Raw genomic sequence first — 25,172 nt, 5'->3', positions numbered from 1 at the left:
GCGCCGGACATGTCCGACATGATGACCACACAGGCCGGAGATGCCGGAGCCTTTCGCAACTTTGACCTGAGCCGCGTGCCAAGCCCCTGCTTCGTGGTTGATGAAAAGGCCGTCGAGCGGAACCTGACCATTCTCGCCGATATTGGAACCCGATCCGGCGCACATGTGCTGAGCGCGCTCAAGGCGTTCTCGATGTTCTCGCTCGCCCCGCTTGTCCGCCAACATCTTGGCGGCACATGCGCGTCCGGCATTTTCGAAGCACGGCTGGGTCGCGAAGAATATGGTGGCGAGGTCGCGACCTTCTGCGCCGGGTACAAGGACGCGGACATCGATGAAATTCTGTCGTTATCCGATCACATCATATTCAACTCACCAGCGCAAAAAGAACGGTTTCTTGCCAAAGTTCGGAACGCTGGCGTTCAGGTCGGTCTGCGCATCAACCCGGAGCATTCCGAAGGCGAGATCCCAAAATATGACCCCTGTGCGCCCTGCTCTCGCCTTGGCACCCCAATCAGTCAGTTGACGACCGACGAACTGACCGGGGTTGATGGCCTGCACATGCACACGCTCTGCGAACAAGGGTTCGCGCCATTGCAACGCACTTGGGAAGCCGTCCTGCCAAGACTCAAGCCCTTCCTCGGCCAACTCAAATGGCTGAACTTTGGAGGCGGCCATCATATCACGCGCGACGACTATGACCGCGATGGGCTGGTGACTTTCATCAAGGGCATCCGCGAGACATACGGCATCGATGTCTATCTCGAACCCGGTGAGGCGGTCGCGCTGGACGCAGGTATCTTGGTCGGCGAAATTCTCGACCTGCCCACCAATGGCATGAACCTTGCAATCACCGATATCTCGGCCACCTGCCACATGCCTGACGTGATCGAAGCCCCCTATCGTCCCGCCCTGATGGATGAGGCCGAAGCAGGCCACACCTACCGTCTGGGCGGCCCCTCCTGTCTGGCCGGTGATGTGATCGGCGACTACACGTGGGATCGACCACTGGCAATCGGCCAGCGCTTTGCCTTCCTCGATCAGGCGCACTATTCGATGGTCAAGACCAACACGTTCAACGGTGTTCCTCTGCCTACCATCGCCTTGTGGAACAGCGAGACAGACGAACTGAAGATCATCAAACAGTTCGACTATGACGACTTTAAGGACCGACTCTCATGAGCATTTTCCTCGACAGTGAACTGACCGCATTTGAGCGCACCGAAGATGCCCGTTTTCGCGTGATCCCGGTGCCGCTGGAGCGCACGGTCTCTTACGGCTCGGGCACGGCCAAAGGGCCTGATGCCATCATCGAGGCCAGCAATGAGCTGGAACGCATTACCGGACATGCCGAGCCATGCGTCGAGGGGATTTTCACAGAAGAACCAGTGGATTGCGACGCCGCCCTGTCCGAGATTATGGAACGCCTTGCCCAGCGCACCGAAGCCGCTGTTCGCGCTGGCAGGGTTCCAGTGACTTTGGGCGGAGAGCATTCCCTCAGTTACGGTGCCGTCATGGGAGTGGCCCGCGCATTAGGTCAACCAATCGGCATCGTTCAGATCGACGCCCATGCCGACCTGCGCAATGCATATCAGGGGGAAAAACACTCCCATGCTTCGGTCATGCACCTGCTGGCCGAAGAAGGCGTTCGATTGGCTCAGTTCGGTGTCCGCGCCTTTTCGACTGAAGAGGCACAGAGCCGCCTGAAAAACCACATCTTCCACGTGGATGCAGAAGATCTGGTCACAGGCAATATCCACGCTATCGACCTGCCAGAGGATTTTCCCGAGCTGGTCTATGTCAGTTTCGATGTCGACGGGCTGGACCCGGCGATCATGCCCGCCACCGGAACTCCGGTGCCCGGTGGCCTTGGCTATTATCAGGCGCTCCGGCTGGTAGAACACACCCTGAAAGGCCGCAAATGCGTGGGCTTCGACGTGGTCGAACTGGCCCCGAACGGCAATGCCGCCTGGGACTTCACCGCCGCGCAGATCGTTTATCGCCTAATGGCTGCCTGTTAACGCTCGGACGTTTCGTTCAGTTCCATATGGCCTTCGCCCTTGTTCAGGACGCGGCGCAGCATGGGTTCAAAGTACTCAAGCGGTTTGGTCGGATACTCGGGATCAAACGCCTTCTGATCGTATTCATGGCAGAAGTAGCGGCAGTCCTCCCAATAGGGGCTGTCACGGTACTTGTCGCGGGCGTTGCGATCACCGCCCAGGTGGTGATTGTAGTAATAGCCTTGGAACACGCAGTGGTGTTTTAAAATCCAGTGGGTTTTTTCGCTGACATAAGGTTTCATCATCGCTGCCGACAGCTCACCGTGGTTATACGGTGACAGAATATCTCCGGTGTCATGAATCAGTGCCGCGACTACCAGTTCTTCATCTGCACCATCCTCATAGGCACGCGTCGCGGCCTGAAGGCTGTGCTGGTAACGGTTGACCGGGTATGGCGTCCACGCCTCGTCCAGGGAACGGATCGCGTCCAGAATTCGGTCAGGAAGGGCGGCGTTGAACGCCTCTTCATACTCCATGACGGCGTCCCAATCGGCTTTGGTCGCCTCTTCAAAACTGGTCCAGGTGGGTTTGTGGCTTTTGTCCAGCATGATATTTCCTCTGGCTGATCTGCTATGGCCAGCATATCCGAAGACAGAAGCTGAAAAAAATGAATTGATTTTATCACTTCGATCAAAAAATACTTTCATCATGCAAATCAAAGCCCTTGAGACATTTCTGTGCGTTGCAGACACCGGTGGCTTCCATGCCGCTGCACGACACCTCAACATCACACAGACTGCGGTCAGTGCCCGTATCAAACTGATTGAAGAGGAAACCGGAAAGCCCTTGTTCACTCGGGGCGCAGGCGGCACCAACCTGACAGAATTCGGACGGCAGTTTCGACCCTATGCCGAGCAGATGTTGTCATTGTGGTCCTTCGCCTCTCGTGACCTACCGGGGCAGACACCGCACCGGATTGCCCTGCGCCTTGGTGCACAGCTCAGCGTTTGGGATCCACTGCTGGTCGATCTGGCCGTTCGTTACGAACAGCGCCATGGCCAGCTGTTGCTAACCCTGAACTACGATCATGACCTCAACATGGTCGAGGCCGTGGCGACGCATGTATTGGATGCCGCACTGACCCACGAAAAACCATCTGATCGGCGCGTTCTATATCACGAACTGGCACCGGAACGTTTATTGTTGGTCGAAACCCCCGGCGTGGGCAAAGACCCAGTTTTCGTAAATCTCGAGTTAGGCGAAGTTTATCAGGACCACGTGCGGTCAGCAGCGCGCAAAGCGGCAGGACAGACGCTTTTTTTGGGCAATTGCATGATGGGCCTGCGGTATGTTTTGCAGCGCGGCGGCACGGGGTACTTCCCCGAATATGTTATTCGGGATCAATTGAACGAAGGCACCTTGGTGCCGGTTGCCGAAGCGATAGACCTGATGTTGCCGCTTTATCTGGTGACCCAGCGGGACAGCGAAGCCTTCGACGACGTGGTGGCCTGCCTGACCGAACTGCGTGCGGCGGATTAAGCTTGGGACAAGGCTCCATTCGCCCCCCGCGATCGGGTGCGCAGCAATGGCCGCCCGGCGATCAACAGGAACACGCATGAAATCAAGACGCCGACAATCGCCGGAAGATAAAGCAAAATCCACAGGTTTGGATCATCAATCACGACCGGGGACACAAAGCCCCGGACCCCCTCCAACAGGACCAAAATCGTGAAAGCTCCGAATATCTGTGGCCACAGCCCAAAGCGCGAAAAACTGCCCAGCATCAGCGTTGAAAAACCAGCCATCGCCACCGCGATACAAATGGCGATCCATGAAAAACGCTGATGCAGCTCTTCGATCAGTTCCCCTTCCGAGAACTGCTCGGTCGCCAGAATACTTTCCCGGCCTTGCAAAAGCTCGAGCGTTGGGATCGCCTCAAGACTGCGCATGGCGTTGGTGTCTGAATTTGTGAGTTCCGAGATGTCATAAGAGGCATCCGCAAAAAGTGTCGAAGACAGCGTCCTGCCTTCCGGGTTCAGGCGCAATGCGATCCCGTCCACCATCACCAGATGAATGCCGGAGCCATTGTTGACCAGATAGGCCGTCTTGCTGGAATAGCTGACCGGGCTCTCTTCATCCCGACGATCCGAGACAAAAACCTCGGACAAAGTGCCATCCAGATCAATTTCCCCGATATAAACCGTAACGCCCTGCGCGGGATGCAGAAATTCACCCTCATTCAAAAGCTGGGCGGTGACGTCCCCCGCGACCTCGGCCTGACGCTGCTCTAATTGTTCTACGGACGCGGGGCGCAGGAAGACACTGATCGCGGCCATCATCAAGCCGGTTACGATGCCAAATACGAACACTGCGCGCGCCAATCTCCAGGGGCTGGTCCCAGTGGCCAGCATCACTGTCATCTCGCTTTCACGGCTCAGGCGGTTGGTGGCATAGACGGCTGCAGCAAACACCGCCATTGGCATCACAGTGCGGATCAGGGTCGGCAGGGTCAGTGCGGTGAATTCCAGAAACACCATCGCGGGTTGGCCGCCGCTGATCACCCGGTCAAACAGGCTGACGGAACGGGTAATCCAGAATACACCCACCAGAACCAAGGTAAAAAAGCCGAATAGAATCAGCAGTTGCCGCAGGAAGTAACCATCAAAGCGCGACATGAACCCTCTTCCGCCTGTCTGTTGTGGGCAGGACCATAGGCCATTCCAAAGGCGCGGGAAACCGAATTGATCGAATTGCGCGGCACCTGGCTAAACCAATGTTAATCCCATCTAAACCCCAGGTTCAACACAGCCGCCAATCTGAGTGGAATGAACAACCGAGCACGCGATGGAGGAGGATATGATGGCCCACGCAGACTTCATCACCGAAATGGGCGTCTTTTGTAGCCTCGTACAATCGCATGCGGCGTGAAGCCGGTTGGTTGTAAAAAATGGATCGGTCAGATTCAGCCGCCTTTAGCCACCCCCGGGTCTCAAAATTCCCGTATGCAACACCGGCAGAGTTTTCTACGCCACATATTTGCCATATTTCCTTTCAGTTGATACGGTCGCAAAAAAGGCGAATGCCGGTGGCCAAGATAGAGCAGCAGTCAAAATATTCTAAGAGCGTCGCAGCGCTCACCGTGCCGGAGTCCTTAAAGGGCAAACGCGGAGGGCTGTTCTATTTGCTTCACGAGATGGAGAGATCTCGGCTTATGAAGCTGCACGGGCCTAACTTCGAAGACTTCATCTCAAAGTCACCTGCGGGCTGGGACACAAACAACGGTCGGTTGGTCAGTATGCTCTCCGTCGACGAATTCAAATTTTTCTAGCTATCAATGCCGTGCTGCGGCGTTGTTCGAAAAGTTAGGAATCGCCCCTCGCGTCCGGATCTCTGCAGAGTCAGATTACACACCAAATTATTATAGGATTCCCAGCTTGGGCTTCGTTCTTTACGATGAAACGGCCGAAAATCAATGAGGAAATGGCAGGGGCAGCAGGGTTCGAACCCGCGACCTACGGTTTTGGAGACCGTCGCTCTACCAACTGAGCTATACCCCTAAGGTGCGCATCAAATATGCCAGCCGCGCAGCGGACTCAAGAGGCTTTTTCAAATTCCGCGCGACTATTGCACCCGACAAACAAGTTGCGTGCAGCGTTTAGTTCTATAAGACACGTTTTGGTCAGTACGAGGGGCGCAATCCGTGAGTATCCGCAAAAATATCGCCGACAGCGAAGCCGTTTTGAACTGGGCCGCGCGCCGCATCGCGAGTTATATCCGGATAGTCAATCGCAACACCAAGTGGCAGCGCATCGGATTCGAAGAACTTGACCAGCTGGCCGAACAAGGTGAACCGGTGATCGTGGTGCTGTGGCATCAGCGGCTGGCACAGTCGCCGTATTTCTTCCCGCTGGACAAAGGGCACATCTGCTCGATCACTTCGTCTGCACGAGCAGGCAGCATGGTAGGTCGGGTGCAGAAACTATTCGGCATGGACACCATCGCCATGGCCAGCAAACACAAGAGCAACGTCGCCGTGTCGCGAGAGGTGTTCGGCAAGATTAAGAAAGGGGTTTCCATCGGCATCGCCGCCGACGGACCACGCGGCCCCGAGCGTGTGCTGTCCACGGTGCCGCTGGTCTGGGCGCGCACCTCGGGCAAACGGATCTTCGGAATCACCTTTTCCGCGCAATATGGCAGCGAAGCGGGTACATGGGATCGCCTGTTGATGCCCCGCCCCTGGCGAAACAAGGGAGTCTTTCTGTGCCGCGAGTGGACCGAGACCGTGCCTCGCAAAGCATCCGAAGAGAAAATCGAGGAGCTGCGCCAAAGCCTTGAGCAGCATATGAACGATATCACTGCTGAAGCCGACCGCATGGTCGGGCGCGAACCGTGGTCGCCAGAGGCCTAACCGCCCCTTAACCGCTGCATCAGGTAAACTTCGCTGCCTTCAGGGATTGGCTCGGTCAACCCTGTGGCGATAACGCGGCCATCAATTGCAATAGACACCCCGGCATCAATAGGACCTTGAAGCTGTGGATGGGCCAGCACCAATGCGCGTACCAGTTCTCCGGTCGTCTTGGCTTCAACCTCGACGACCTGCTGGCCTCCGGTCAATGACCGGAGGCCGGACCAGAGGTGAACCTCAACCATCGTCCTTGAGCGCGGCCAGAATGCGCGGCGGTGACATCGGTAACTGACGCATGCGCACGCCAGCCGCATGGGACACGGCGTTGGCAATGGCGGCCAGAGGCGGCACGATGCCAGTCTCGCCGACGCCTCGTACACCGAAGGGGTGACCGGGGTTGGGCACTTCGACAATCACCGTGTCGATCATCGGCAAGTCACTGGCGACGGGGATGCGATAGTCGAGGAAGATCGAGTTCTGCAGGCGACCGTCATCGCCGTAGATATACTCTTCGTTCAGCGCCCAGCCGATGCCTTGCGCGGCACCGCCCTGATACTGGCCTTCCACATATGTCGGGTGAATCGCCTTCCCGGCATCCTGAATGACCGTGTAGCGGGTGATCGCGGTTTTGCCGGTTTCCGGATCAACCTCGGCATCGACGATATGGGTACCAAAGGACACACCCGCGCCTTCAGGGGTCGCCTCAAAGTGGCCCGAGATCGGACCGCCGGTCGAACCCATATGGGCCGTGATATCGGCCAGCGGGCGTGGATCGAAGTCACCGGCGTTGGGGCCAGAGGGCACCGCAAAGCCGTTTTCCCATTTCACCGCGTCGGCCGGAATTCCCCAGCTGGCCGCCGCGCGTTCGCACAGTTTTTCGATCGCATGCTTGGCTGCTTTGATGGTGGCCAGACCAGAGGCGTAGGTCACGCGCGAGCCATGGCTGACGTCGTTGTACCCAAGCGTCGCTGTATCGGCGATGGTGACACGGATGTTTTCGTAGGGAATGCCCAGAACCTCGGCCGCCATCAGCGCCATAGATGCACGCGAGCCGCCGATATCGGGCGTACCAACCATCAACTGGGCCGAGCCGTCCTCGGACATGGACAACGACACCGAGGTCTCGCCGCCATGGTTGAACCAGAACCCACAGGAAATCCCTCGTCCCTGCCCCGGTTTCAGCGGCGCCGAGTAGTGCGGGTGCGCCTTGGCGGCCTCCAACGTCTCCACCAGACCGATGCGCTCATACCGGGGACCATAGCTGGCCTTGGTGCCTTCATACGCCGCATTTTTTAGGCGTACATCGACGGGATCAAGGTCCAGCTTTTTGCACAGCTCATCAATCACCGACTCAACGGCAAACGCCCCCATTGGGGCACCGGGTGCGCGGTAGGCTGCCTGTTTCGGTCGGTTGGCCATAACGTCATAGCCAACCTGTTTGACGTTGGTCAGATTGTAAGGCGCAAAGGCACACATGGCGGTCATATCGCCCGGTGCGCCCGGAAACGCGCCACCTTGCAGGCGGAACACGCCTTGCGCGGCCGAGATGGTACCGTCCTTCTTCATGCCGATCTTGATGTCCATCGACGCCGAGGCCGTCGGGCCAGTTGCCCGAAACACTTCGGATCGGGTCATCACGAGTTTGACCGGGCGGTTGGCTTTGCGGCTCAGCGCCAGCGCAACGGGTTCGATAAAGACGGTCGTCTTCCCGCCGAAGCCACCACCAATCTCGGATGCCGTGACGCGCAGTTGCGAGGTTTCGATACCCAGCAGCGCCGCGCATGTCTTCTGCGCGATCCAGTGTCCCTGGGTCGTGCACCACAGCTCACCCTTACCGTCATTTCCCAGCATGCCCAAACAGGCGTGGGGTTCGATATAGCCTTGATGGGTGGCTTCGGTGACAAAGCTGTCTTCGATGACCAGATCGGCCTCGGCAAAGCCAGCCTCGACATCACCGTGTCCGCTTTCGTGGTACCGCACGACGTTTGGATGCATTCCTTCGGGAACTGAATAGTCCGCGGCACCTTCGCGAATGACCGGAGCATCCGAGGCCATCGCCTTGTCCACATCGGTGACGTGGGGCAACACCTCGTATTCGATCTCGATCAGCTTGAGCGCGTCGCGCGCTGCCAGCGCCGACGTGGCCGCAATGGCCGCTACAGCGTGACCGTCATACAGTGCCTTTTCGCCTGCCATGACGTTTTCCAGAACATTCCAGAATTCGCCTTCCAGACCCGGTTTGAACGGGACGTCGGCAAAGTCCGCACGAGTCACGACGGCTTTGACGTCCTTATGCGTCTCGGCCTTCGAAGCGTCGATTTTCACGATCCGCGCATGGGCATGGGGCGAGCGCAGGATCGCGCCGTGTAGCATGCCGGGTGCCGAGATATCTGCCCCGAACTTCGCGCGGCCCGTAACCTTGTCCAACCCGTCGGGACGGTTCGGTCGGGTGCCAACGAAAGTAAATTCCGATTTGCGATCGTCCAGTGCCATTACGAAGCCTCCCGCAGCTCTTCCGCCGTTTCCATGACGGCACGAATGATTTTGTCATAACCGGTGCAGCGGCAAAGGTTGCCCGCCAGCCAGTACCGGGTTTCTTCTTCGGTCGGGTTGGGGTTCTTTTCCAACAGAGACTTGGCCGCGACCAGAATGCCCGGTGTACAGATGCCGCACTGAAGCGCGGCGTGTTCGATAAACTTCTGTTGCAGCGGGTGCAGAACGTCGCCATCCGCGATGCCCTCGACCGTTTCGATCTGCTTGCCATCGGCCTCTACCCCCAGCATCAGGCAGGAACAGACCAGGCGCCCGTCGACCGAGACGGAACACGCGCCGCAGTCACCTGTACCACAGCCTTCTTTCGCGCCGGTCAGGTTCAGCTTGTCGCGCAGACAGTCCAGCAGGGTTTCGCGCGGGTCGCAGAGGTATTCAACCGAGTCGCCGTTTACAGTGGTGGATACGTGGAACTTGCTCATGCTTGTTCTCCCTTCGCACGGGCATAGGCGATTTTCGCGGCGCGCTTGGCCAGAACGCCAGCGACCTCGGTGCGAAACGCGATGGTGCCGCGCTTGTCGTCAATCGGGTTGCACGCAGCGGATGCCGCAGCAGCCAGCGCATCAAGCGCAGCGTCGTCCAGTGTACTACCGATGATCGCCTTGGCACAGTCTTCGACAAGCAGAACGGTCGGGGCGACAGCACCCAGCGACACGCGGGCTTCGGTGACAGTGTCGCCGTCCAAACGAAGGTTTACACCCACGCCAACGACGGCAATGTCCATTTCGGTCCGTGGTATGAACCGCAGATAGGCGTCGCCGCCATCCTCACCCCGTGCAGGGATATGGACGGCCGAGACCAGCTCTCCCTTGGACAGCGACGTTTTGCCGGGGCCGGTCGGAATTTCTTCGACAGCAACTTCGCGCGTACCTTCGGGTCCTGTGACAGTAACCGTCACTCCGGCTGCGACCATAGCAGGCACAGAATCGGCCGCAGGAGAGCCATTGCACAGGTTCCCAGTCAGCGTTGCGCGACCCTGCACTTGGGTCGAACCGATCAAGTCCATCGCCTCAACTACGCCGGGCCAATCGCGGCCCAATTCGGAATGTTCGCTCATCTCGGCACCGGTGGCCGCGACGCCAATTGTCCAGCTGCCATCGGCATTGCTGATGATGTCGCTGACGCCGTCGATCTTTTTGATGTCGATCAGCGTGTCGGGGGTCACAAGTTCCGAGCGCAGCTGCACCAGAACATCGGTGCCTCCTGCCAGAAACCGGGTAATGCCCGTCGCATTCGCGGCCAGAGCCGATGCCTCGGCAAAGTTGGCGGGGCTGTGATAATCCATGAAAATACCTCGCACCTGTTGATCAGGATTCACTGGGGTTCGCGGGGGACGTTAGTGCAGCAACCCCACGGCGTCCATGGCTGGAACGACCAATTTTTGTGTTTATCGAAGTCGTTTTCAGACCTCAGATCAGAGGTCGAGTCCAATCACACCGTTGGGTTCAGCCGCGCGGCTTTGACACAAGATGATCGCGCCCTCGCGCTGTTTGTTGGACAGAACGAAATCACGATGCTCAATATCGCCGGAAACCACACCGCATTTGCAGACGCCACATATGCCGTCGGCGCATTTCACATCCACATGAATACCCGCCTCGTTCAATACCTGAGCGGCATCTTTGTCTTCGGGGACGGTCAGTTCCCTACCCGACTTCGCCAGCTTCAATGTGAAGGAGTGATTTTCATATTCCGGCTGTTCGGGGACCGAAAAATACTCCAGGTGCCGCGCCTCTTCGGGAAATCCCTGCCGGTCGGCCGCTTGTATGACACCGTCCATGTAGCGATCCGGTCCGCAGGTATAGACGTGCCACCCTTCCTGATAACCCGACAGGACTGCATCCAGATCGGCGCGCGTTCCTTCATCCGAGAAATGAAAATGCACGTGGTCGGCCCAGGGCATCGCCGCCAGATCGTCCAGGTACCCGGCCCCAAAACGGGTGCTGGCGGAATAGTGTAACGCGAACGGCTTGCCCAGCGCATGCAACCGATGAGCAAATGCAATCATCGGGGTGATGCCGATCCCACCACCCATCAGGAAGGTCATTGTTGCGGTCTCATCCAGTTCGAAATGGTTGATCGGTTTCGAGATGAAGACCTTGCGCCCCTCGCTGAAGATTCGATGCAACAGGGCCGAACCGCCGCGACCTTCATCCTCGCGCAGAACGCCGATCTGATAGACTGACCCGTCCGATGGGTCCCCCGACATAGAATACTGACGCAGAAACTCAGGCGCGACCAGCACATCCAGATGCGCCCCGGCGGTCCAATCCGGTAAAGGCGCACCATTCAGGGCCGAGAATTCATACTTGGTCACATCCGCCGTCATCTTGTCGACTTTGGTCAACGCAACCCGCATCACCGGCGCATCGCCCGCGATCGAGTACCGATGCACGATCGACGTATCCCCTGCTGCCTTGCGGTTTTTGTATTCTTCGGCTGACACCATCGCCTGATAGGCCGCAATCCCGGCCTCGCGGTCCATCGCAAAAGGATATGGCCACGGATGGGGGGCCAGATAGGCAGGATAGACGGCTAATGTCTGATCTTCGAACTGCAGGTCCAGATCCGTTTGCAGGTCACGCCGGTTCAGCGGATGTTTCGTCGGGCGGTAAGCTCCATCCACCTGCAATTCGATATCCCACCACCATTTCTTGGTGTCGTTCAAACCGCCATTACCCACGGCATCGTCCAGTTTCGCCAATGCCGGCGCGGCTTTCGGGATGTTTATCGCGGCCCAGCGGAACGGGCGTTCCTTGAAGATACCCTCAAGGTTCCACGGGCAGGTCTTCATGCAGCGCCCGCACATTGCACCGCCAGGGGTGGTCACGCGATAGGTCGCACATTTCTGACTGTCGGATTTCCAGATCTCATAGCCGTTGAACATGAGTTTCGGCCCCGCGGTGATTGCCCCTGAAGGGCATTCGCGCGCGCATTTGTTGCAGCTTTCACAGAAAGTCTGTAGGCCAAAATCAATCGGTTTGTCGTGCTCTATCGGCATGTCGGTCGTCACCGCGCCAGACTTGAGCCGGGGCCCGAGATAGGGGTTCAGGATGACCTCACCAATCCGGCTGACCTCGCCCAATCCGGACAGCAGCAAAAGCGGCGGCTGAAGCACCTCGCCATCCATGACCGTATGCGCTTTGGCCTTGAAGCCAAGGTTGCGGATCTGCTGCGCGATCACACCGCCCAAAAGTGAAAACCGCAGGTAGGCGCGCATCGACTGGGCAACTGCGATCCAGTCGTCGCCACTGGACCCCTCCATTGTTTCATAGCCTTGATCGATGATCACGCTGATGGCTTGATCATGGGGCGGGTTGATCTCTTCTCCTGTCGCGTCGTGAGAATACCACGCCCATTCCGGGCAACGGCTGAGGCCCACGGCATCGCCTCCAATGAAATAGGTCGCGGCCTTGATATTCGCGGCATTTCGGGCGGCATCGGTCGGGCGCGATCCATCTGCGCTGTCGCCATCCTGCAATAGCACAAATGCGCCCAATGAGCGGCGCTGAGCGAAACTGGGGGCGGCCTTGCGCACATAGTGCCCCCCCCTGGCTGCATCCTGCAGCGGTTTGCCCATATCCCCGAATTGTGCGCGGGCAAACATGTCGGCGCGTTTGGGAACGCGGGCCACGTTTTCTTCGTCGATGTAGGTCGTAGGGTCTTCGACACGCTTAAGTTTCTCGAACGGATGCGCCCCGTCCACGTAGCGTCGTTTGGCGTAAGCATCCCGGTTCAGCGCGTTCTTGGCGAACCCCGTTCCCAGCCACCACGCCGGACCCTGAGTGCGAAACCACGGTTGCTGCGCCATGGATTGCAGCGGTCGATCATGCGCAATCTCCATCTCGGTTGTAACAGCTGCCAGACCAAACCGCGTACCTAGCCACGGCACGACAACATCGCCATCCTCGACCGAGGCCAAACCAGCCGCCACCGCCAGTTTTCCAAGATCAACCTCAGAGGACATCGCGGTATGCGCCCGCGCATCGAACCCCAACAACCGGATGTAATTGGCAATCACCACCGCATTTTCGGTCGCCAGCAAACAGGAACGGTGGTCCTGCGCATCCATGATCCATTCAGAGCCGGGCTCATCCTGGTTCGGATCACGGTTGTGTTCATAGACAAAGACGATGGCGTGGCGGTGCGTGTCCATCGGCTTGGGCGCGGCCTCCATGCTTTCCTTCAGGTCGGCCATGATGACGTCGATGCCCGACGCCAGCGTTTTAGTCTGCCGGGTCTTCAGCGCATGGGCCAGACGATCAATGTCGGGGTTATGACGCGGCTGGGGCAGCATCGCCTCGGCAGGCAAAGGCCCGCACCCCATCATCGACGCGTCATTGAAATAGCCAAAAGCCTTAAAGTGATGGGCGCGCGCGGTCGGATCGGCCGGGATTTCAGAGGGCACAGCACTCACGAATCCATCACGAATAGCGTCCATCATCGCCTGAAACTCACCCATGGCGTTGACGATGCTTTCAGGCTGTTCCGGCCGGTGAAAACTGAGTTCAGGCATCGGCGGCACGGCAGACAGGTCCGGCACAACGCTCTGACGTGCCAACCGCTCCAACGGATAAGGCCCCATGTGGACCGGCCGGTTCTTGTCCGAGAAAAAGCGGATCCCCATCGTGCGCCTCCTGATGTCTAGGTCTCACCTAATGCGGCGTGGACAGTAAATCCATTCATGAATAATCATAAGCGGTATGAGCAAAATAGATTTCATGGATCTGGATGGCAAAGTCCTGAGGGTCTTTCTGACCATTCTCGAAGAAAACTCGGTGTCCAAGGCCGCAGATCGGCTTGGCGTGACACAATCGGCCATCAGCCACACCCTGTCCAAACTTCGGGTGGTTCTGGGCGATCCGTTATTCATCAGATCAGGGCAGGGTCTGACCCCTACTGAGCGCGCCTTGTCCCTGAAAGATCCTGTTCAGCAGGTTCTGGACAATATGCGGGCGCTGACCGAGGATCGCCCGTTCGACCCGCTGTCCGAAGAGATGGTCTTTCACATCGCCACAAACGACATGCCGCGGGAATTGATTTTCCCGCAATTGCTGCAAAAGGTTCGGACCGAAGGCGTGCGGCTGGGGTTGGGGTTTATCCCATCAGGTGTTCCAGACCCTGAGCTGTTGCGCAGCGATCGGTGTCAATTGATGCTGACGCCTTTGCCACCGGATGGGCCGGACATCTTTCAAAAACGCATCCTCAGCAGCCCGCTGATGATCTATTACGATGGCGCGCGACGATCTCCTCCGGACAGTTGGGAAACCTATTGCGAAACCGAACACGTCGAAGTTCGTTTTGCGGATGGCCGCAGCTCGCGCGCTGTTATGCGGGGTGTCGATCAAAACCAGATCAGGCCACCTACGGTTACCCTGCCACATTTCAACGCCATTACCTCATTTGTGAAAGGCGGCGACCTGATTTCCACCGATACGGCGTTGATGAAACACGGGCCACTACATGCGTTGGATTGTGCGTCCTTGCCCTTCGCGTGCGACCCTGTCTCGATCTACATGGTCTGGCACCAAAGATCTTCCAACGACCCGGCACATCGCTGGTTGCGTGACAGGATCGAAGCCATCGCAGCGACGCTTCAGGATTGAGACAGCAACCAGTCTTTCATCACTGCGACCAGCGCGGGTTGACGTGGCTGTTTGGGTGTCACGATGTAAAAGCCCAGGTCCTCGACCAGCTCATCCGGGATCGGGCGCACCAACTGACCGGTGGCCAACTGGGCAGAAACAAGCGGTTCGTTAGCAAGCGCAACGCCCTGGCCCGACACGGCTGCGTCGATGGCAAGGCTGGTCTGGCTGAAACTCATCATCTTCGGCTTGCCCGTGATCCCTGCACGTTGCAGAAACAAAGGCCACAGCCCATGGGTGTCGTTCAGCAAAGTGTGCTTTGTCAGGTTAGCAGGATGCGCAATTCTGGCCGCCAACTCAGGACCGCAAACCGGAACGAAGGTTGTGGAAAACAGAGGCACTGCGACCACCCCGGATCCAAACGGCGCGCGCCCTTGCCGAACAGCAATGTCGACACCGTCCCCCTCGAAATCCGCCAGCCGTTCCCGCGCGTCGACCTGCACGGCAATATCAGGGTGGTGCCGCGTAAAGTCCGGAAGTCGTGGAACCAGCCATTTCGAAGCAAAGCTGGGCGTGACAGAGATAGTAATTTGTCTGTCCCCAGAAAGATCCTCGACGGCCTCTTCAATTAGTCGGAAGGCCCGGCGCAAGGGCGCATGGAACCTGCGCCCAGCCTCGGTCAGCGCAAGGCCGCGTGGCAAGCGGTCAAAGAGCGTCACAGCCAATCGTGCCTCAAGCCCGCGCACCTGCTGGGCGACAGCACCTTGGGTGACGCCCAGATCCTCGGCAGCCAAGCGAAAGTTCAGATGCCGCGCCGAAGCTTCGAAGGCCCGCAAAGCGTTCAGAGGGGGAAGAGCCGTCATCGTAGCATCCTGTAGTTTTTCTACACCATAAGGCCAGCAGAACTGATTGGTCAATCAGATCGCCAAAGCGCATCTTCATGCCATCAATGAATGGAGAAATCACATGACCAAAGTGGCGCTGATAACAGCGGGCGGCAGCGGAATGGGCGCAGATTCAGCCCGACGTCTGGCCGCAGATGGATTTAAGGTCGGCATCCTGTCGTCTTCTGGCAAGGGTGAGGCACTCGCGCACGAACTTGGTGGTGTTGGCGAGACCGGGTCAAACCAGTCGACGGATGATCTGCAAAACCTGGTCGATACCGCGATGTCCCATTGGGGGCGCATCGACGTGCTGGTCAATTCGGCCGGTCACGGACCGCGCGCGCCAGTGCTGGAGCTGACGGACGAGGATTGGCACACCGGAATGGACGTCTATTTCCTGAACGCCGTCAGACCAACCCGGCTGGTGACACCTATTATGCAGAAGCAAGGTGGTGGATCAATCATCAACATTTCGACCTTCGCCGCGTTCGAGCCCGACCCTGTCTTCCCAACCTCGGGCGTGTTCCGCGCAGGTTTGGCCGCTTTCACCAAGCTGTTCTCGGATCATTACGCGGCTGACAACATCCGGATGAACAACGTCTTGCCAGGGTTCATCGACAGCCTGCCAGAGAAAGAGGAATTCCGCGCGCGCATCCCGATGGGCCGCTATGGACGCAGCTATGACGAGATCGCCTCGGTCGTGGCGATGCTTGCATCAGAGGGCGGCGGCTATATCACCGGTCAGAACATCCGGGTTGATGGCGGCATCACCCGCGCGGTCTGAGGTCAGAACCGCGCTTTGACAAAATGGGTCAGCGCCGCGCCGGTTTCAAAATAGGCGCGGCGTAGCCCTATCCACTTTTCCTGATACTCTGGGACTGCGGGCACCGGCAAAAGGCTTGGGTCGTCCTGCAACAGACTTTGGGCAACAAGGCGGCCAAAGACAGTGCCTGGCCCGATTCCCCGCCCCGAAAATCCATGAACGGACAGAGCATTGGGACCGATCTGCGTAATCTTCGGGATGTGGTCTGACGTCATGGCGATGCGGCCATGCCACCCTTCGACCAATGGCTGATCGGCCAGTTGCGGATACAGCTGTGCCAGTTTGCGCTTGATCCAGCTCTTGTGAATCCCGCCGCCCGCCTGATCCAGATCACCCATGGCACCGATGATAAACCGCCCCTCTTGATCCATTCGGAACGAGGTCATGATCAGGTCTGTGTCCCAGCACCCCTCATCCCCCGGCAAAACGCTAGCGCGCAGATTGTCGGACAATGGGGCCGTGGCATATTGGAAATAATAGACCGGCACATAAGCGGGGGCCGATGCGGTCAGATCACGGTGATAGGCATTGGTCGCCTGGATGACCCATTTGGCGCGCACTGTGCGCCGAGCAGTCTTCACCTCCCAGATTCCATCCATCTGCTGCATGGACAGAACCGGATCTTGCGTGGAAACTGACACGCCAGCCTCGACCCCGGCACGGGCCAATCCACGCACATATGCCAATGGTTGGATGGTTCCGGCGCGCGGATCGAACAGGGCGCCACCAAAGGCCGCACTGCCGGTGCGCTGGGCTATCAGTTTCGCAGAAAGCAACTCAACCGGTGCGCCAGCAGCGCTGAGTTGCGCATGGCGGGCCTGCAGATCCCGAAAACCCGCAGCCGAATGCGCACAGTGCAGAGTTCCGTTGCGCACAGGTTCGCAGTCTATCCCATGCTGGTCGATCAGGCTGAACACCTCTGATGGGGCAGCAGCCAGAAGGTCAATCAGCCGATCCCCAACCATGTCACCCAGATGCGCGCGAATCTCATCGGGCGGCAACCACAGCCCTGCATTCGCCAGCCCTACATTGCGGCCCGATCCGCCGTGACCGACATCATGCGCCTCAAGCAGACAGACCGAAGCACCAGCCTTAGCCGCAGTCAGGGCCGCAGAACAGCCGGTGTACCCACCCCCGATCACCGCCAGATCAACAGTGATATCACCGGTCGAAACACTGGGTTCGACAAGTTCACGGCATGTGTTCAGCCAAAGGGACTGGTTGTGGTCGCTCACGTCGCGCTCCTTGAAATTGCGCGGATCATCAGGGCAGTGTCAGCCGGTTGCAAGCGCTCTTTGATCCTCGCGCCCCATGGCGATCAGGAAGGGTTGCGCATCCTGTTTCGCTTGAAAATCAGCCTTGTTACCCATGCCACGCCAGTTCGCCAGAACAAGAGATTGCGCCACTGCGCCACCTAAGGTCGCACCGGGGCCGGTAACAATGAACACGTCTGGCGCGAACTCATGCGCGGCGGTCTGGATCGCACGGGTAAAGTCATAGGGTTCGGTCACTTGGTGGCCCAGGGTATAATCCCAAAGCGCATGCGTATCCGTCGCACCCGGCCACCAAATCTTTCCGCGACCGTCGATCAGGGGGCGTTCAGGCTGTCCGAACAAATCCGCGCCCAAGAGCGTACGCCCTTCGGCAGCGACCGGTGCCTGCAAGGATGTGTGAAACGCGGCATGGTTTGGCAAGCGCATCGGGAAACGGTCCTGCACGGTGGGTTGTGACGCCTCGAAAGCCTTCAGCCCCATCTCATTGCCTGCCAGAACCAGCATTCCGCCCAGATCAATGGACAAAGCAAGGTCATGACCGTCCATCGCATTGATGCGTTTCACATCCGCCAGCAGCTCTGCCTTGCGAACAGCGTCGTTCGCCCAACCGTCGTCGGCAACGGGATAAACCAGCTGGCCACCGATCAGGTGATCCTGCATCAGTGTTCCCATCGTGTTCACGACGCGGAACCCGTGGTCAGGCGACAACGCCCCGGCAGCGGCCAGCGCAATATACCACCCCATCGAATTCCCGGTGACCGCGACCACTTCGATATCATCGGCCAGCGATTGCGCGTCCGCCATCGAAGCTGCGTAGATGAGCGGTGATGCAATGTCGCCTTTTGAATACTTGGAAACTGTGAACCGCGCTGCGCCATCCAATGCGGTAACGGCCTCTTGCCCTGCTTCCGCACGTATCGCGTCTAAGCCCCGAAACATCGCATTCTGCTGCGCGTGATGGCGATGCAGATAGCCAAGCTCGGGCTTGTTGTATGTACCCCGACCAGGGCAGATGACGACCGCTGTGCGGGTCATGAGCGGCCTCCGGTCAGTTTAAGCGCAGCGGTGATAATCCCGTCCTTCGATGGCAGCGGAGCGGCATAGGCGGGGCCAGTGGCGATAAAACAATCTTCGGCCGCGACGCACGCAGTTGGGGTCGTGGGACTATTTTCAGTGAAAAAGGTCATCAGCCCCTCAGACTGGCTGCCGGTCCGGCGACACTCGTCGACGATAAGGACGTGTTTGCAACCCTTTGTGGCCTGACGCAGAGCCTCAATCGGGAGAGGTGCCAGCCAGCGCATGTCGATGATACGGGCTTTCACGCCTGCTGCCTCCAACTCGGGCAGAGCCTGTTTCGACAGGTAGTGCCCGTTTCCATAAGTGACGATGGCCAGATCTTTACCCTCGCCATGCACGCCAACCTCACCCAGCGCGATACTCTGGTCAGGCGACGGATACGTCGTCATCCAGCCTGCGTCCTGTACATCGTGCAGATCGCGCATCGGATAAAGCGCAATAGGTTCCAGAAAGACCACGACCCGCTGTTCTTCGCGCGCCAGCCGTACGCATTCGCGCAGCATCTTCGCCGCATCCGCGCCTGTCGATGGACAGGCAATGATCACGCCGGGAATGTCGCGCAGGACAGCCAGCGAGTTGTCATTGTGGAAATGGCCGCCGAACCCTTTCTGATAGCCAAGCCCCGCGATGCGTAGAACCATCGGGTTGGTGAACTGCCCGTTCGAGAAAAAGGGCAGGGTCGCGGCTTCGCCTCTGATCTGATCCTCTGCATTGTGCAGATAAGCGAGGAACTGGATTTCGGGGATGGGAATGAACCCGTTATGCCCCATACCAATGGCCAGTCCCAGAATGGACTGCTCATCCAACAGCGTGTCGATCACCCGGTCCGGGCCAAAGCGTTGTTGCAGTTTCTGGGTAACGCCATAGACGCCGCCCTTGCGGCCGACATCTTCGCCCATGCAGACGACCTCGCCGTGTTCCAGCATCAGATCGGTCAGCGCCCAGTTGATCAGACGGCTCATGGGTTGCGGATCATCCATTGCCCGCGTGTCGCCGCCAAAGGCTTTGGCGCGCGCTTCGGCGCTGGGACCGTTGGTCGGCTTACAAGCCCGTTTTGGCGGGATCAGGCTGGCCATAACCTCAGAGGCGGTGGTCAGGTGCGGACGGGTTGCGGCCTCCGCCGCGATGCGATCAGTACGGGCGCAGGTATCTTCGAAGATTTTCAACGCCTGTTCCGGCGCCAACGCCCCGGCCTGTTCCAGCAAGCGCACCGAGTGCAGCAGGGGGTCGTTGGCCTCGTCCGCCTCAACCTCGGACTTCGGCAGGTACGTGGTCGGCACATCTGCGCCCGCATGGCCGTAAAGACGCACGGTTTTCAGATGCAGGAAGGCCGGTTTCCGGCGGGTACGGACATACTCGGCGGCGTCTTGCGCCACCGCGAAGGTCTCATAGATATCCAGACCGTTGGCCTGAAAGTACTTGATTCCGGGGCGGTGTTCCATCGACGCCTGTATCCAGCCTTTTGGCGTTTTGACCGAGATTCCAATCCCGTTATCCTCACACACAAACAACAGCGGCAAAGGCGTCGACTGCACACTGGTCCAGCCTGCGGTGTTGATCGCGCCCTGCGCTGTAGAATGATTGGCCGAGGCATCCCCGAAGGAACACATCGCAATCCCGTCCAAGGGCAGTTCACGGTGTTCAGGATCGTGTCTCCGCGCGGCACCTAGCGAATACGCAGCGCCCACCGCCTTGGGCAAGTGGCTAGCGATAGTCGAGGTCTGCGGTGGGATCGTCAACGCTTTGGACCCCAGTACCTTATGCCGCCCGCCCGAGGTCGGATCCTCTTTCGAACAGGCAAAACTCAGCAGCATGTCCCACGCGATCTGCTGGCCCGGCACCTGCTCAGCCCGCGCGATCTGGAACGCCGCGTCCCGGTAGTGAAGAAAGGCGATATCGGTCGGGCGCAAGGCATGCGCCACGGCGGCCATCCCTTCGTGGCCGGATGATCCGATGGTGTAAAACCCCTGCCCCGCCTTCTGCATGGCCCGGCTGGTCCTGTCCAACGCTCGGCTAAGGACCTGTGACCGGAAAAGCGACACCCCATCGGTATTGCTCAGACCCTGCCGCGGCTTTGCTCCGTCGGGAAAGTCGCGATTGGCGACCCGGGTCAGGAAATTCTCGTGAACGATCTGGGCGCGGTCCATTGGGTGTCTTCCGGTCTTATTGGTTACAACTTGTCGGTAGCGTCCGCGATACGGCGCATACCTTCTTGCAGGCTTTCAGTGGCATAGGCAAAAGAAAGCCGCAAATGCCCCGGCATCCCAAACGCACGCCCTGGCACCAGCGCCACACCCGCCTCATCCAGCAGAAAGCGACAGAATTCATGGTCTGTGGCCATTTTCGCATGAGTTTTGGGAAAGACGTAAAACGCGCCATCCGGCACGGCACATTCCAGACCAGCGGCGTTTAGCCCTTCGGCGACCAAATCGCGGCGCGCTCGCATTGCCCGACGGCGTTCTGCCAGCAAGCCTTGCGGCCCGGTGATGGCCTCCAATGCTGCAGCCTGGGCAATCGAACACGCCCCCGACGTGATTTGCCCCTGCACAGCCACCATCGCCTTGATCAACTCAGCAGGGCCAATTCCCCACCCGATGCGCCAGCCTGTCATGGAATAGGCCTTGGACACGCCGTTTACGATCAACGTTCGTTCCGCTAATTCGGGAACGGCCTGCACAAAGGGCGTGAAAGGCACAAAAGACAGGTGTTGATAAATCTCGTCAGAAATCACCCAGACTTGAGGATAGTTTTGCAATACCGCGCCCAGCGCCTGCAATTCCGCCTTGGAATAGACCGCGCCAGTTGGATTGGACGGGGAATTCAGCAGCAGCCAACGCGAGCGCGGGGTGATCGCGGCTTCCAATTGATCCGGCGTCAGTTTGAATTTCTGCGTCGCCGGACAGCTGACGACTACGGGGACACCGCCACCCAAACTGACCATATCCGCATAGCTTGTCCAGAATGGCGCAGCCATAATCACTTCATCGCCGGGGTTCAGAGTTGCCATCATTGCGCAGGACAAAACCTGCTTGGCACCCGTCGAAACGACTACGTTCTCGGGATGCGCGCCAGCCTCAGTCGCGATCGCTGATCGCAAAGTGGGCGTTCCTGCCGTTGCGGGGTATCGCGTCTGCCCGTCAATAGCTGCGCGGTGGGCCGCCTCAACAACATGCGACGGCGTTGGGAAATCAGGCTCGCCAGTGCTGAGCGCAATCACGTCGACACCCTGCGCCCGAAGGCGCGCGGCCTGTTCGGAAATGCGAACGATCTCTGACAGCTCAATACCGTCCAGCCGGTCGGCGGGCTGAAACTCTTGAATACTGGTCGTTAGGGTCATTGATCCACATCCACATTGGATTCCACGCCTCTGTATCGGGCTGGTGCACGGCAATTGCCAGTGATATTCCGTGTGAAAGGTATGAGGATTTGTAATATGATTGCGCCCCGTCGGTTTCTACCCTCGATCCCCTCACTTCTGGCACTGGAGGCGGTTGATCGCCTCGGCAGTGCCTCGGCTGCAGCCGAGGAGCTGTCATTGACCCAAAGCGCGATCAGCCGACAGTTGAAGTCCATGGAGGACCAACTGGGCGTTGCGCTCATTCAGCGAAACCAGATGCGATTGCACCTGACCCCCGCCGCGAAAGATTATGTTCAGGTGGCGCGCACAGCGCTAAACCAAATTGCGCAAGCGTCACTGAAACTGAAGGCCAACCCAACAGGCGGGTCGCTGAACCTGTCCATCCTGCCCGCCTTTGGAATGCACTGGCTGGCGCCGCGCCTGCAGGATTTTGCCCGTCGCCACCCCGAAGTGACCGTGAACCTGAGCACATGCCTCAAGCCGTTTGATTTCGAGACCGAACATTTTGATGCCGCCATCCACTTCGGCCAAAAGAACTGGCCGGGCGTCAACTACCTGCCGATCATGCGTGAAGATGTGGTTCCGGTCTGCGCGCAGGACCTGTTGCCCGATCAGGAGCAGGACTTGGGCTGGCTGATGACGGCCCCATTGCTACATCTAGAGACTCGACCGGACGCTTGGGAGCGATGGTTTGCGGCACAAGGGCGTGACGTATCAGGGATGCGGGGAATGCTGTTCGATCAGTTCTCGACCATGGTGCAGGCCACGATTCACGGGCTGGGAGCGGCGCTATTGCCCAGCTATCTGATCGAAGACGAACTGAAAACCAAAAGATTGGTTCCAGCATGGAAAGGGCCCCATATCAGCCTTGGGCAATTCTTTCTGGTCTGGCCACAGACTCGACCGGAATCCGAACCGCTACGGTCATTTCGGATATGGCTGCAAGGTCAGGTTGGCCCATTCTGATCCAAAACTGCGCAGCCTCCGGCTTTGCGTCCTGCGGACAGCAGAGGGGTCGGGCAGGTGCGGGCTGCGCCCGCACCTGCCCGACCCAACGGGATGAGACGTTTTCCAGAAACGTTGGCGACAGGCGGGAGCCCTTTGGGTGCGTTACTTGTCCAGAGAACGGGCGATCAGTTCCTTCATGATCTCATTGGTGCCGCCGTAGATCATCTGCACCCGCGCATCCGCATAAAGCCGGGCGATCGGGTATTCCATCATGAACCCGTAACCACCGAACAACTGAAGGCATTCGTGCATGATCTCGTTCTGCACTTCTGAACCCCAGTATTTCACCATAGAAGCCGTCGCCGCATCTAATGTGCCAGCCTCGAGTTGTGCGATGCAGTCATTGACGAAGCTGCGCAGAACTTCGGCTTTGGTTTTGCACTCGGCCAGTTTGAAACGCGTGTTCTGAAAGTCCATAACGCGCTGGCCAAAAGCCTTGCGTTCCTGCGTATAACGCACTGTCTCGGCAATTGCGAAGTCGATCGCGCCCAACGCCATGATACCGATGGTCAGGCGTTCCCAGGGCAGTTGCTTCATCATCTGATAGAAGCCCTGACCTTCCTCAGGTCCGATCAGGTTCGTCATCGGAACCTTGACGTCTTCAAAGAACAGCTCGGCCGTATCGTTGGCCTTCATCCCCAGTTTCTTGAGGTTACGGCCCCGGCGAAATCCTTCTGCGCCTTCGGTTTCTACTGCGATCAGCGATACGCCCTTAGATCCTTGCGATTTATCCGTCTTTGCGGCCACCAGGATCAAATCGGCGGATTGTCCGTTGGTGATAAAGATCTTGGATCCGTTCAGGCGATAGGAATTTCCGTCCTTGTCTGCGGTGGTGCGAACGGACTGAACGTCCGAACCTGTTCCCGGCTCAGTCATAGCCAAAGCGCCAACCATTTCACCGGATGCCAAACGAGGCAGCCATTTGTGTTTTTGATCCTCGCTGCCATAGGCGTTCAGGTAATGGACAACAATCGACTGAATTCCAAAACCCCAACCCGAGTCACCGCGTGCGGCTTGCCCGTACATCGTGACCGCGTCAAATCCAATCCCGCCGCCTACGCCACCATATTCCTCGGCAATAGCGCCGGCCATCAAACCCATATCCCCGGCCTTGTTCCAGAATTCGCGATCGACCATGCCGTTTTGGTTCCAGCGTTCGATATTGGGTACAAGTTCGTCGTCCATGAACCGGTTTGCCATTTCGGCAAACATCTGATGTTCGTCAGTGACCCAGTTGGCGGTTGGCTTGAATAGCGACATGTAGGTTTCTCCCAAATCGAATTTCGATAAGGGTAGCGTTGGGCATCGCGCAAACCAACCCATCCACCGGATTGCTACGCAACGTCTTTTTCGCACAAGACCTTACGTTCACAGGTTTAAACCCGGTCAAGCCAGGGCATTGTCCAGCAGAACCAGTGCCGCTGCCTTTGCATCTCGCGCTGGATCGCAGCTTTTTACCAGGACGGCCGTTACGATTGCGCCCTCTTGCAAGAGCAGCAGCTGGCATCCCAATGCAACGGGATTACGTGCGCCTGCCTTGCGGGCCAAATCGGTTAGAAACTCGAGCATCAGATGCTTGTGTTCGGCTGCTTGCACATGGATTGGGTGATCTTGTTCCTGATACTCTGCGCCCGCTTTGATGAACATGCATCCGCGAAAGCTGTCCTCCTGGAACCATTCGCCCAGCGCATCGAAACTGGCGATCAACCGTTCGGCAGGCGTATCGGCAAGTGCATCAATCCGTGCCATGAACCATTCGCGAAAATTATCGTTTCGCAGCCGCAGCGCCGCCAGGATCAGCTCTTCCTTGGTACGGAAATGTTTGTACATCGACGTTTTGGACACGCCCGTCTCTACCACCAACTTGTCCATGCCGGTGGCGTGAAATCCGTCACGATAGAAGACCTGCAATGCCTTGCGGACCAGCTCGTCACGTTTGTTCGGGCGCATCTGTCAGCTCCTGTATGTACTGATCGGTACATAAAGCACCGCAGCGATGGCTGCAACAGACACAGCCTAAACTGCTGTTTTCACTTACTCCCCTTAGGAGACTCAAATGCACGGTCAAATAAATCCAACTCAACACTTGAAAAAGGTTACCGATCTGTACACATTTAAGACATAGCGTACCGATCAGTAAACTCAGGAACGAACATATGAGACCCCGCACCAGACCTCTCTCGCACCAGTACATCCCCCTTCTTTTGACCA

At 58.2% G+C, this 25,172-nt stretch carries 21 protein-coding genes and 1 tRNA gene; 7 read left to right on the top strand and 15 right to left on the bottom strand.

Annotated features, from left to right (window positions below; genetic code table 11):
* Positions 1-9: 9 nt before the first annotated feature.
* Both nspC and speB read left to right on the top strand, forming a co-directional pair.
* Positions 10-1,179 carry a carboxynorspermidine decarboxylase gene (gene nspC / locus DK510_RS12635; RefSeq protein WP_109312395.1) on the top strand — a complete coding sequence of 390 codons (1,170 nt, stop codon included), beginning with the start codon at positions 10-12 and terminating at the stop codon, positions 1,177-1,179.
* Positions 1,176-2,018: an agmatinase gene (speB, locus tag DK510_RS12630; RefSeq protein ID WP_109312394.1), complete on the top strand. Its 843-nt coding sequence runs from the start codon at positions 1,176-1,178 to the stop codon at positions 2,016-2,018. The genes nspC and speB overlap by 4 nt, the downstream gene beginning before the upstream one ends.
* On the opposite strand, the gene DK510_RS12625 is transcribed toward speB, so the two are convergent.
* Complete coding sequence (locus tag DK510_RS12625; RefSeq protein ID WP_109312393.1) at positions 2,015-2,605, bottom strand: HD domain-containing protein; 591 nt, start codon at positions 2,603-2,605, stop codon at positions 2,015-2,017. The two genes, speB and DK510_RS12625, sit on opposite strands and share 4 nt — an antisense overlap.
* 100 nt (positions 2,606-2,705) lie before the next feature.
* Between DK510_RS12625 and DK510_RS12620 the strand changes: the two genes are divergently transcribed.
* Positions 2,706-3,536: a LysR family transcriptional regulator gene (locus tag DK510_RS12620; RefSeq protein WP_160116513.1), complete on the top strand. Its 831-nt coding sequence runs from the start codon at positions 2,706-2,708 to the stop codon at positions 3,534-3,536.
* On the opposite strand, the gene lptF is transcribed toward DK510_RS12620, so the two are convergent.
* Both lptF and DK510_RS12605 read right to left on the bottom strand, forming a co-directional pair.
* Positions 3,533-4,672, bottom strand: a complete 1,140-nt coding sequence (gene lptF, locus DK510_RS12615; RefSeq protein WP_109312391.1) for an LPS export ABC transporter permease LptF — start codon at positions 4,670-4,672, stop codon at positions 3,533-3,535. The genes DK510_RS12620 and lptF overlap by 4 nt on opposite strands.
* A gap of 806 nt (positions 4,673-5,478) precedes the next feature.
* Positions 5,479-5,554: transfer RNA gene (locus tag DK510_RS12605), tRNA-Trp, on the bottom strand.
* Positions 5,555-5,697: 143 nt separating this feature from the next.
* On the opposite strand from DK510_RS12605, the gene DK510_RS12600 reads away from it, so the two are divergent.
* Positions 5,698-6,405, top strand: a complete 708-nt coding sequence (locus tag DK510_RS12600) for a lysophospholipid acyltransferase family protein (RefSeq protein ID WP_109312389.1) — start codon at positions 5,698-5,700, stop codon at positions 6,403-6,405.
* Here DK510_RS12600 and DK510_RS12595 read toward each other — a convergent pair.
* From DK510_RS12595 to DK510_RS12575, 5 genes are all read right to left on the bottom strand, one after another.
* Complete coding sequence (locus DK510_RS12595; protein ID WP_109312388.1) at positions 6,402-6,647, bottom strand: MoaD/ThiS family protein; 246 nt, start codon at positions 6,645-6,647, stop codon at positions 6,402-6,404. The two genes, DK510_RS12600 and DK510_RS12595, sit on opposite strands and share 4 nt — an antisense overlap.
* On the bottom strand, positions 6,640-8,895 hold the full coding sequence (locus DK510_RS12590; RefSeq protein WP_109312387.1) for a xanthine dehydrogenase family protein molybdopterin-binding subunit: 2,256 nt from the start codon (positions 8,893-8,895) through the stop codon (positions 6,640-6,642). The genes DK510_RS12595 and DK510_RS12590 overlap by 8 nt, the downstream gene beginning before the upstream one ends.
* Positions 8,895-9,374: a (2Fe-2S)-binding protein gene (locus tag DK510_RS12585; RefSeq protein WP_058278395.1), complete on the bottom strand. Its 480-nt coding sequence runs from the start codon at positions 9,372-9,374 to the stop codon at positions 8,895-8,897. The genes DK510_RS12590 and DK510_RS12585 overlap by 1 nt, the downstream gene beginning before the upstream one ends.
* Positions 9,371-10,237, bottom strand: a complete 867-nt coding sequence (locus DK510_RS12580; protein WP_109312386.1) for a xanthine dehydrogenase family protein subunit M — start codon at positions 10,235-10,237, stop codon at positions 9,371-9,373. The genes DK510_RS12585 and DK510_RS12580 overlap by 4 nt, the downstream gene beginning before the upstream one ends.
* A gap of 129 nt (positions 10,238-10,366) precedes the next feature.
* Positions 10,367-13,579: a 2Fe-2S iron-sulfur cluster-binding protein gene (locus tag DK510_RS12575; RefSeq protein WP_109312385.1), complete on the bottom strand. Its 3,213-nt coding sequence runs from the start codon at positions 13,577-13,579 to the stop codon at positions 10,367-10,369.
* A gap of 76 nt (positions 13,580-13,655) precedes the next feature.
* Here DK510_RS12575 and DK510_RS12570 point away from each other — a divergent pair, with 76 nt between their 5' ends.
* Positions 13,656-14,558 carry a LysR family transcriptional regulator gene (locus tag DK510_RS12570; protein WP_109312384.1) on the top strand — a complete coding sequence of 301 codons (903 nt, stop codon included), beginning with the start codon at positions 13,656-13,658 and terminating at the stop codon, positions 14,556-14,558.
* On the opposite strand, the gene DK510_RS12565 is transcribed toward DK510_RS12570, so the two are convergent.
* Positions 14,549-15,400: a LysR substrate-binding domain-containing protein gene (locus DK510_RS12565; protein WP_109312453.1), complete on the bottom strand. Its 852-nt coding sequence runs from the start codon at positions 15,398-15,400 to the stop codon at positions 14,549-14,551. The genes DK510_RS12570 and DK510_RS12565 overlap by 10 nt on opposite strands.
* A gap of 103 nt (positions 15,401-15,503) precedes the next feature.
* Between DK510_RS12565 and DK510_RS12560 the strand changes: the two genes are divergently transcribed.
* Positions 15,504-16,205, top strand: coding sequence for an SDR family oxidoreductase (locus tag DK510_RS12560; RefSeq protein ID WP_109312383.1), 702 nt, complete (start codon positions 15,504-15,506; stop codon positions 16,203-16,205).
* A 2-nt stretch (positions 16,206-16,207) separates the two neighbouring features.
* Here the strand turns inward: DK510_RS12560 and DK510_RS12555 are convergent, their stop codons facing one another.
* The 4 genes from DK510_RS12555 to DK510_RS12540 are packed head-to-tail and all read right to left on the bottom strand — an operon-like array spanning position 16,208 to position 21,932.
* Entirely contained in the window at positions 16,208-17,479 is a 1,272-nt protein-coding gene (locus DK510_RS12555) for an FAD-binding oxidoreductase (RefSeq protein WP_109312382.1), read from the bottom strand.
* A gap of 39 nt (positions 17,480-17,518) precedes the next feature.
* Complete coding sequence (locus DK510_RS12550; RefSeq protein WP_109312381.1) at positions 17,519-18,553, bottom strand: acyl carrier protein; 1,035 nt, start codon at positions 18,551-18,553, stop codon at positions 17,519-17,521.
* Positions 18,550-20,742, bottom strand: coding sequence for a dehydrogenase E1 component subunit alpha/beta (locus tag DK510_RS12545; RefSeq protein ID WP_109312380.1), 2,193 nt, complete (start codon positions 20,740-20,742; stop codon positions 18,550-18,552). Before DK510_RS12545 ends, DK510_RS12550 begins: the two co-directional genes overlap by 4 nt.
* Positions 20,743-20,765: 23 nt before the next feature.
* Entirely contained in the window at positions 20,766-21,932 is a 1,167-nt protein-coding gene (locus tag DK510_RS12540) for a pyridoxal phosphate-dependent aminotransferase (RefSeq protein WP_109312379.1), read from the bottom strand.
* Between the two features lie 96 nt (positions 21,933-22,028).
* On the opposite strand from DK510_RS12540, the gene DK510_RS12535 reads away from it, so the two are divergent.
* Positions 22,029-22,919 carry a LysR substrate-binding domain-containing protein gene (locus DK510_RS12535; RefSeq protein ID WP_109312378.1) on the top strand — a complete coding sequence of 297 codons (891 nt, stop codon included), beginning with the start codon at positions 22,029-22,031 and terminating at the stop codon, positions 22,917-22,919.
* A 144-nt stretch (positions 22,920-23,063) separates the two neighbouring features.
* Here the strand turns inward: DK510_RS12535 and DK510_RS12530 are convergent, their stop codons facing one another.
* The gene (locus tag DK510_RS12530) at positions 23,064-24,221 is read right to left on the bottom strand and encodes an acyl-CoA dehydrogenase family protein (protein WP_108859173.1); all 1,158 of its coding nucleotides are present in this window, start codon (positions 24,219-24,221) and stop codon (positions 23,064-23,066) included.
* A 126-nt stretch (positions 24,222-24,347) separates the two neighbouring features.
* Entirely contained in the window at positions 24,348-24,911 is a 564-nt protein-coding gene (locus DK510_RS12525) for a TetR/AcrR family transcriptional regulator (protein WP_109312377.1), read from the bottom strand.
* Positions 24,912-25,172: the final 261 nt, after the last annotated feature.

Origin of the sequence: Ruegeria sp. AU67 (assembly GCF_900312795.1) — a bacterium.
Classification (GTDB): Bacteria; Pseudomonadota; Alphaproteobacteria; order Rhodobacterales; family Rhodobacteraceae; genus Ruegeria; species Ruegeria atlantica.
The sequence above is the reverse complement of the archived record's forward strand: the minus strand, read 5'-3'. Positions and strand labels throughout refer to the sequence as shown.

Bases quoted from the DNA above. Each gene is read 5' to 3' on its own strand.
- nspC (WP_109312395.1), top strand. From the start codon at position 10: ATGTCCGACATGATGACCACACAGGCCGGAGATGCCGGAGCCTTTCGC.
- speB (WP_109312394.1), top strand. From the start codon at position 1,176: ATGAGCATTTTCCTCGACAGTGAACTGACCGCATTTGAGCGCACCGAA.
- DK510_RS12625 (WP_109312393.1), bottom strand. From the start codon at position 2,605: ATGCTGGACAAAAGCCACAAACCCACCTGGACCAGTTTTGAAGAGGCG.
- DK510_RS12620 (WP_160116513.1), top strand. From the start codon at position 2,706: ATGCAAATCAAAGCCCTTGAGACATTTCTGTGCGTTGCAGACACCGGT.
- lptF (WP_109312391.1), bottom strand. From the start codon at position 4,672: ATGTCGCGCTTTGATGGTTACTTCCTGCGGCAACTGCTGATTCTATTC.
- DK510_RS12595 (WP_109312388.1), bottom strand. From the start codon at position 6,647: ATGGTTGAGGTTCACCTCTGGTCCGGCCTCCGGTCATTGACCGGAGGC.
- DK510_RS12590 (WP_109312387.1), bottom strand. From the start codon at position 8,895: ATGGCACTGGACGATCGCAAATCGGAATTTACTTTCGTTGGCACCCGA.
- DK510_RS12585 (WP_058278395.1), bottom strand. From the start codon at position 9,374: ATGAGCAAGTTCCACGTATCCACCACTGTAAACGGCGACTCGGTTGAA.
- DK510_RS12580 (WP_109312386.1), bottom strand. From the start codon at position 10,237: ATGGATTATCACAGCCCCGCCAACTTTGCCGAGGCATCGGCTCTGGCC.
- DK510_RS12575 (WP_109312385.1), bottom strand. From the start codon at position 13,579: ATGGGGATCCGCTTTTTCTCGGACAAGAACCGGCCGGTCCACATGGGG.
- DK510_RS12570 (WP_109312384.1), top strand. From the start codon at position 13,656: ATGAGCAAAATAGATTTCATGGATCTGGATGGCAAAGTCCTGAGGGTC.
- DK510_RS12565 (WP_109312453.1), bottom strand. From the start codon at position 15,400: ATGACGGCTCTTCCCCCTCTGAACGCTTTGCGGGCCTTCGAAGCTTCG.
- DK510_RS12560 (WP_109312383.1), top strand. From the start codon at position 15,504: ATGACCAAAGTGGCGCTGATAACAGCGGGCGGCAGCGGAATGGGCGCA.
- DK510_RS12550 (WP_109312381.1), bottom strand. From the start codon at position 18,553: ATGACCCGCACAGCGGTCGTCATCTGCCCTGGTCGGGGTACATACAAC.
- DK510_RS12545 (WP_109312380.1), bottom strand. From the start codon at position 20,742: ATGGACCGCGCCCAGATCGTTCACGAGAATTTCCTGACCCGGGTCGCC.
- DK510_RS12540 (WP_109312379.1), bottom strand. From the start codon at position 21,932: ATGACCCTAACGACCAGTATTCAAGAGTTTCAGCCCGCCGACCGGCTG.
- DK510_RS12535 (WP_109312378.1), top strand. From the start codon at position 22,029: ATGATTGCGCCCCGTCGGTTTCTACCCTCGATCCCCTCACTTCTGGCA.
- DK510_RS12530 (WP_108859173.1), bottom strand. From the start codon at position 24,221: ATGTCGCTATTCAAGCCAACCGCCAACTGGGTCACTGACGAACATCAG.
- DK510_RS12525 (WP_109312377.1), bottom strand. From the start codon at position 24,911: ATGCGCCCGAACAAACGTGACGAGCTGGTCCGCAAGGCATTGCAGGTC.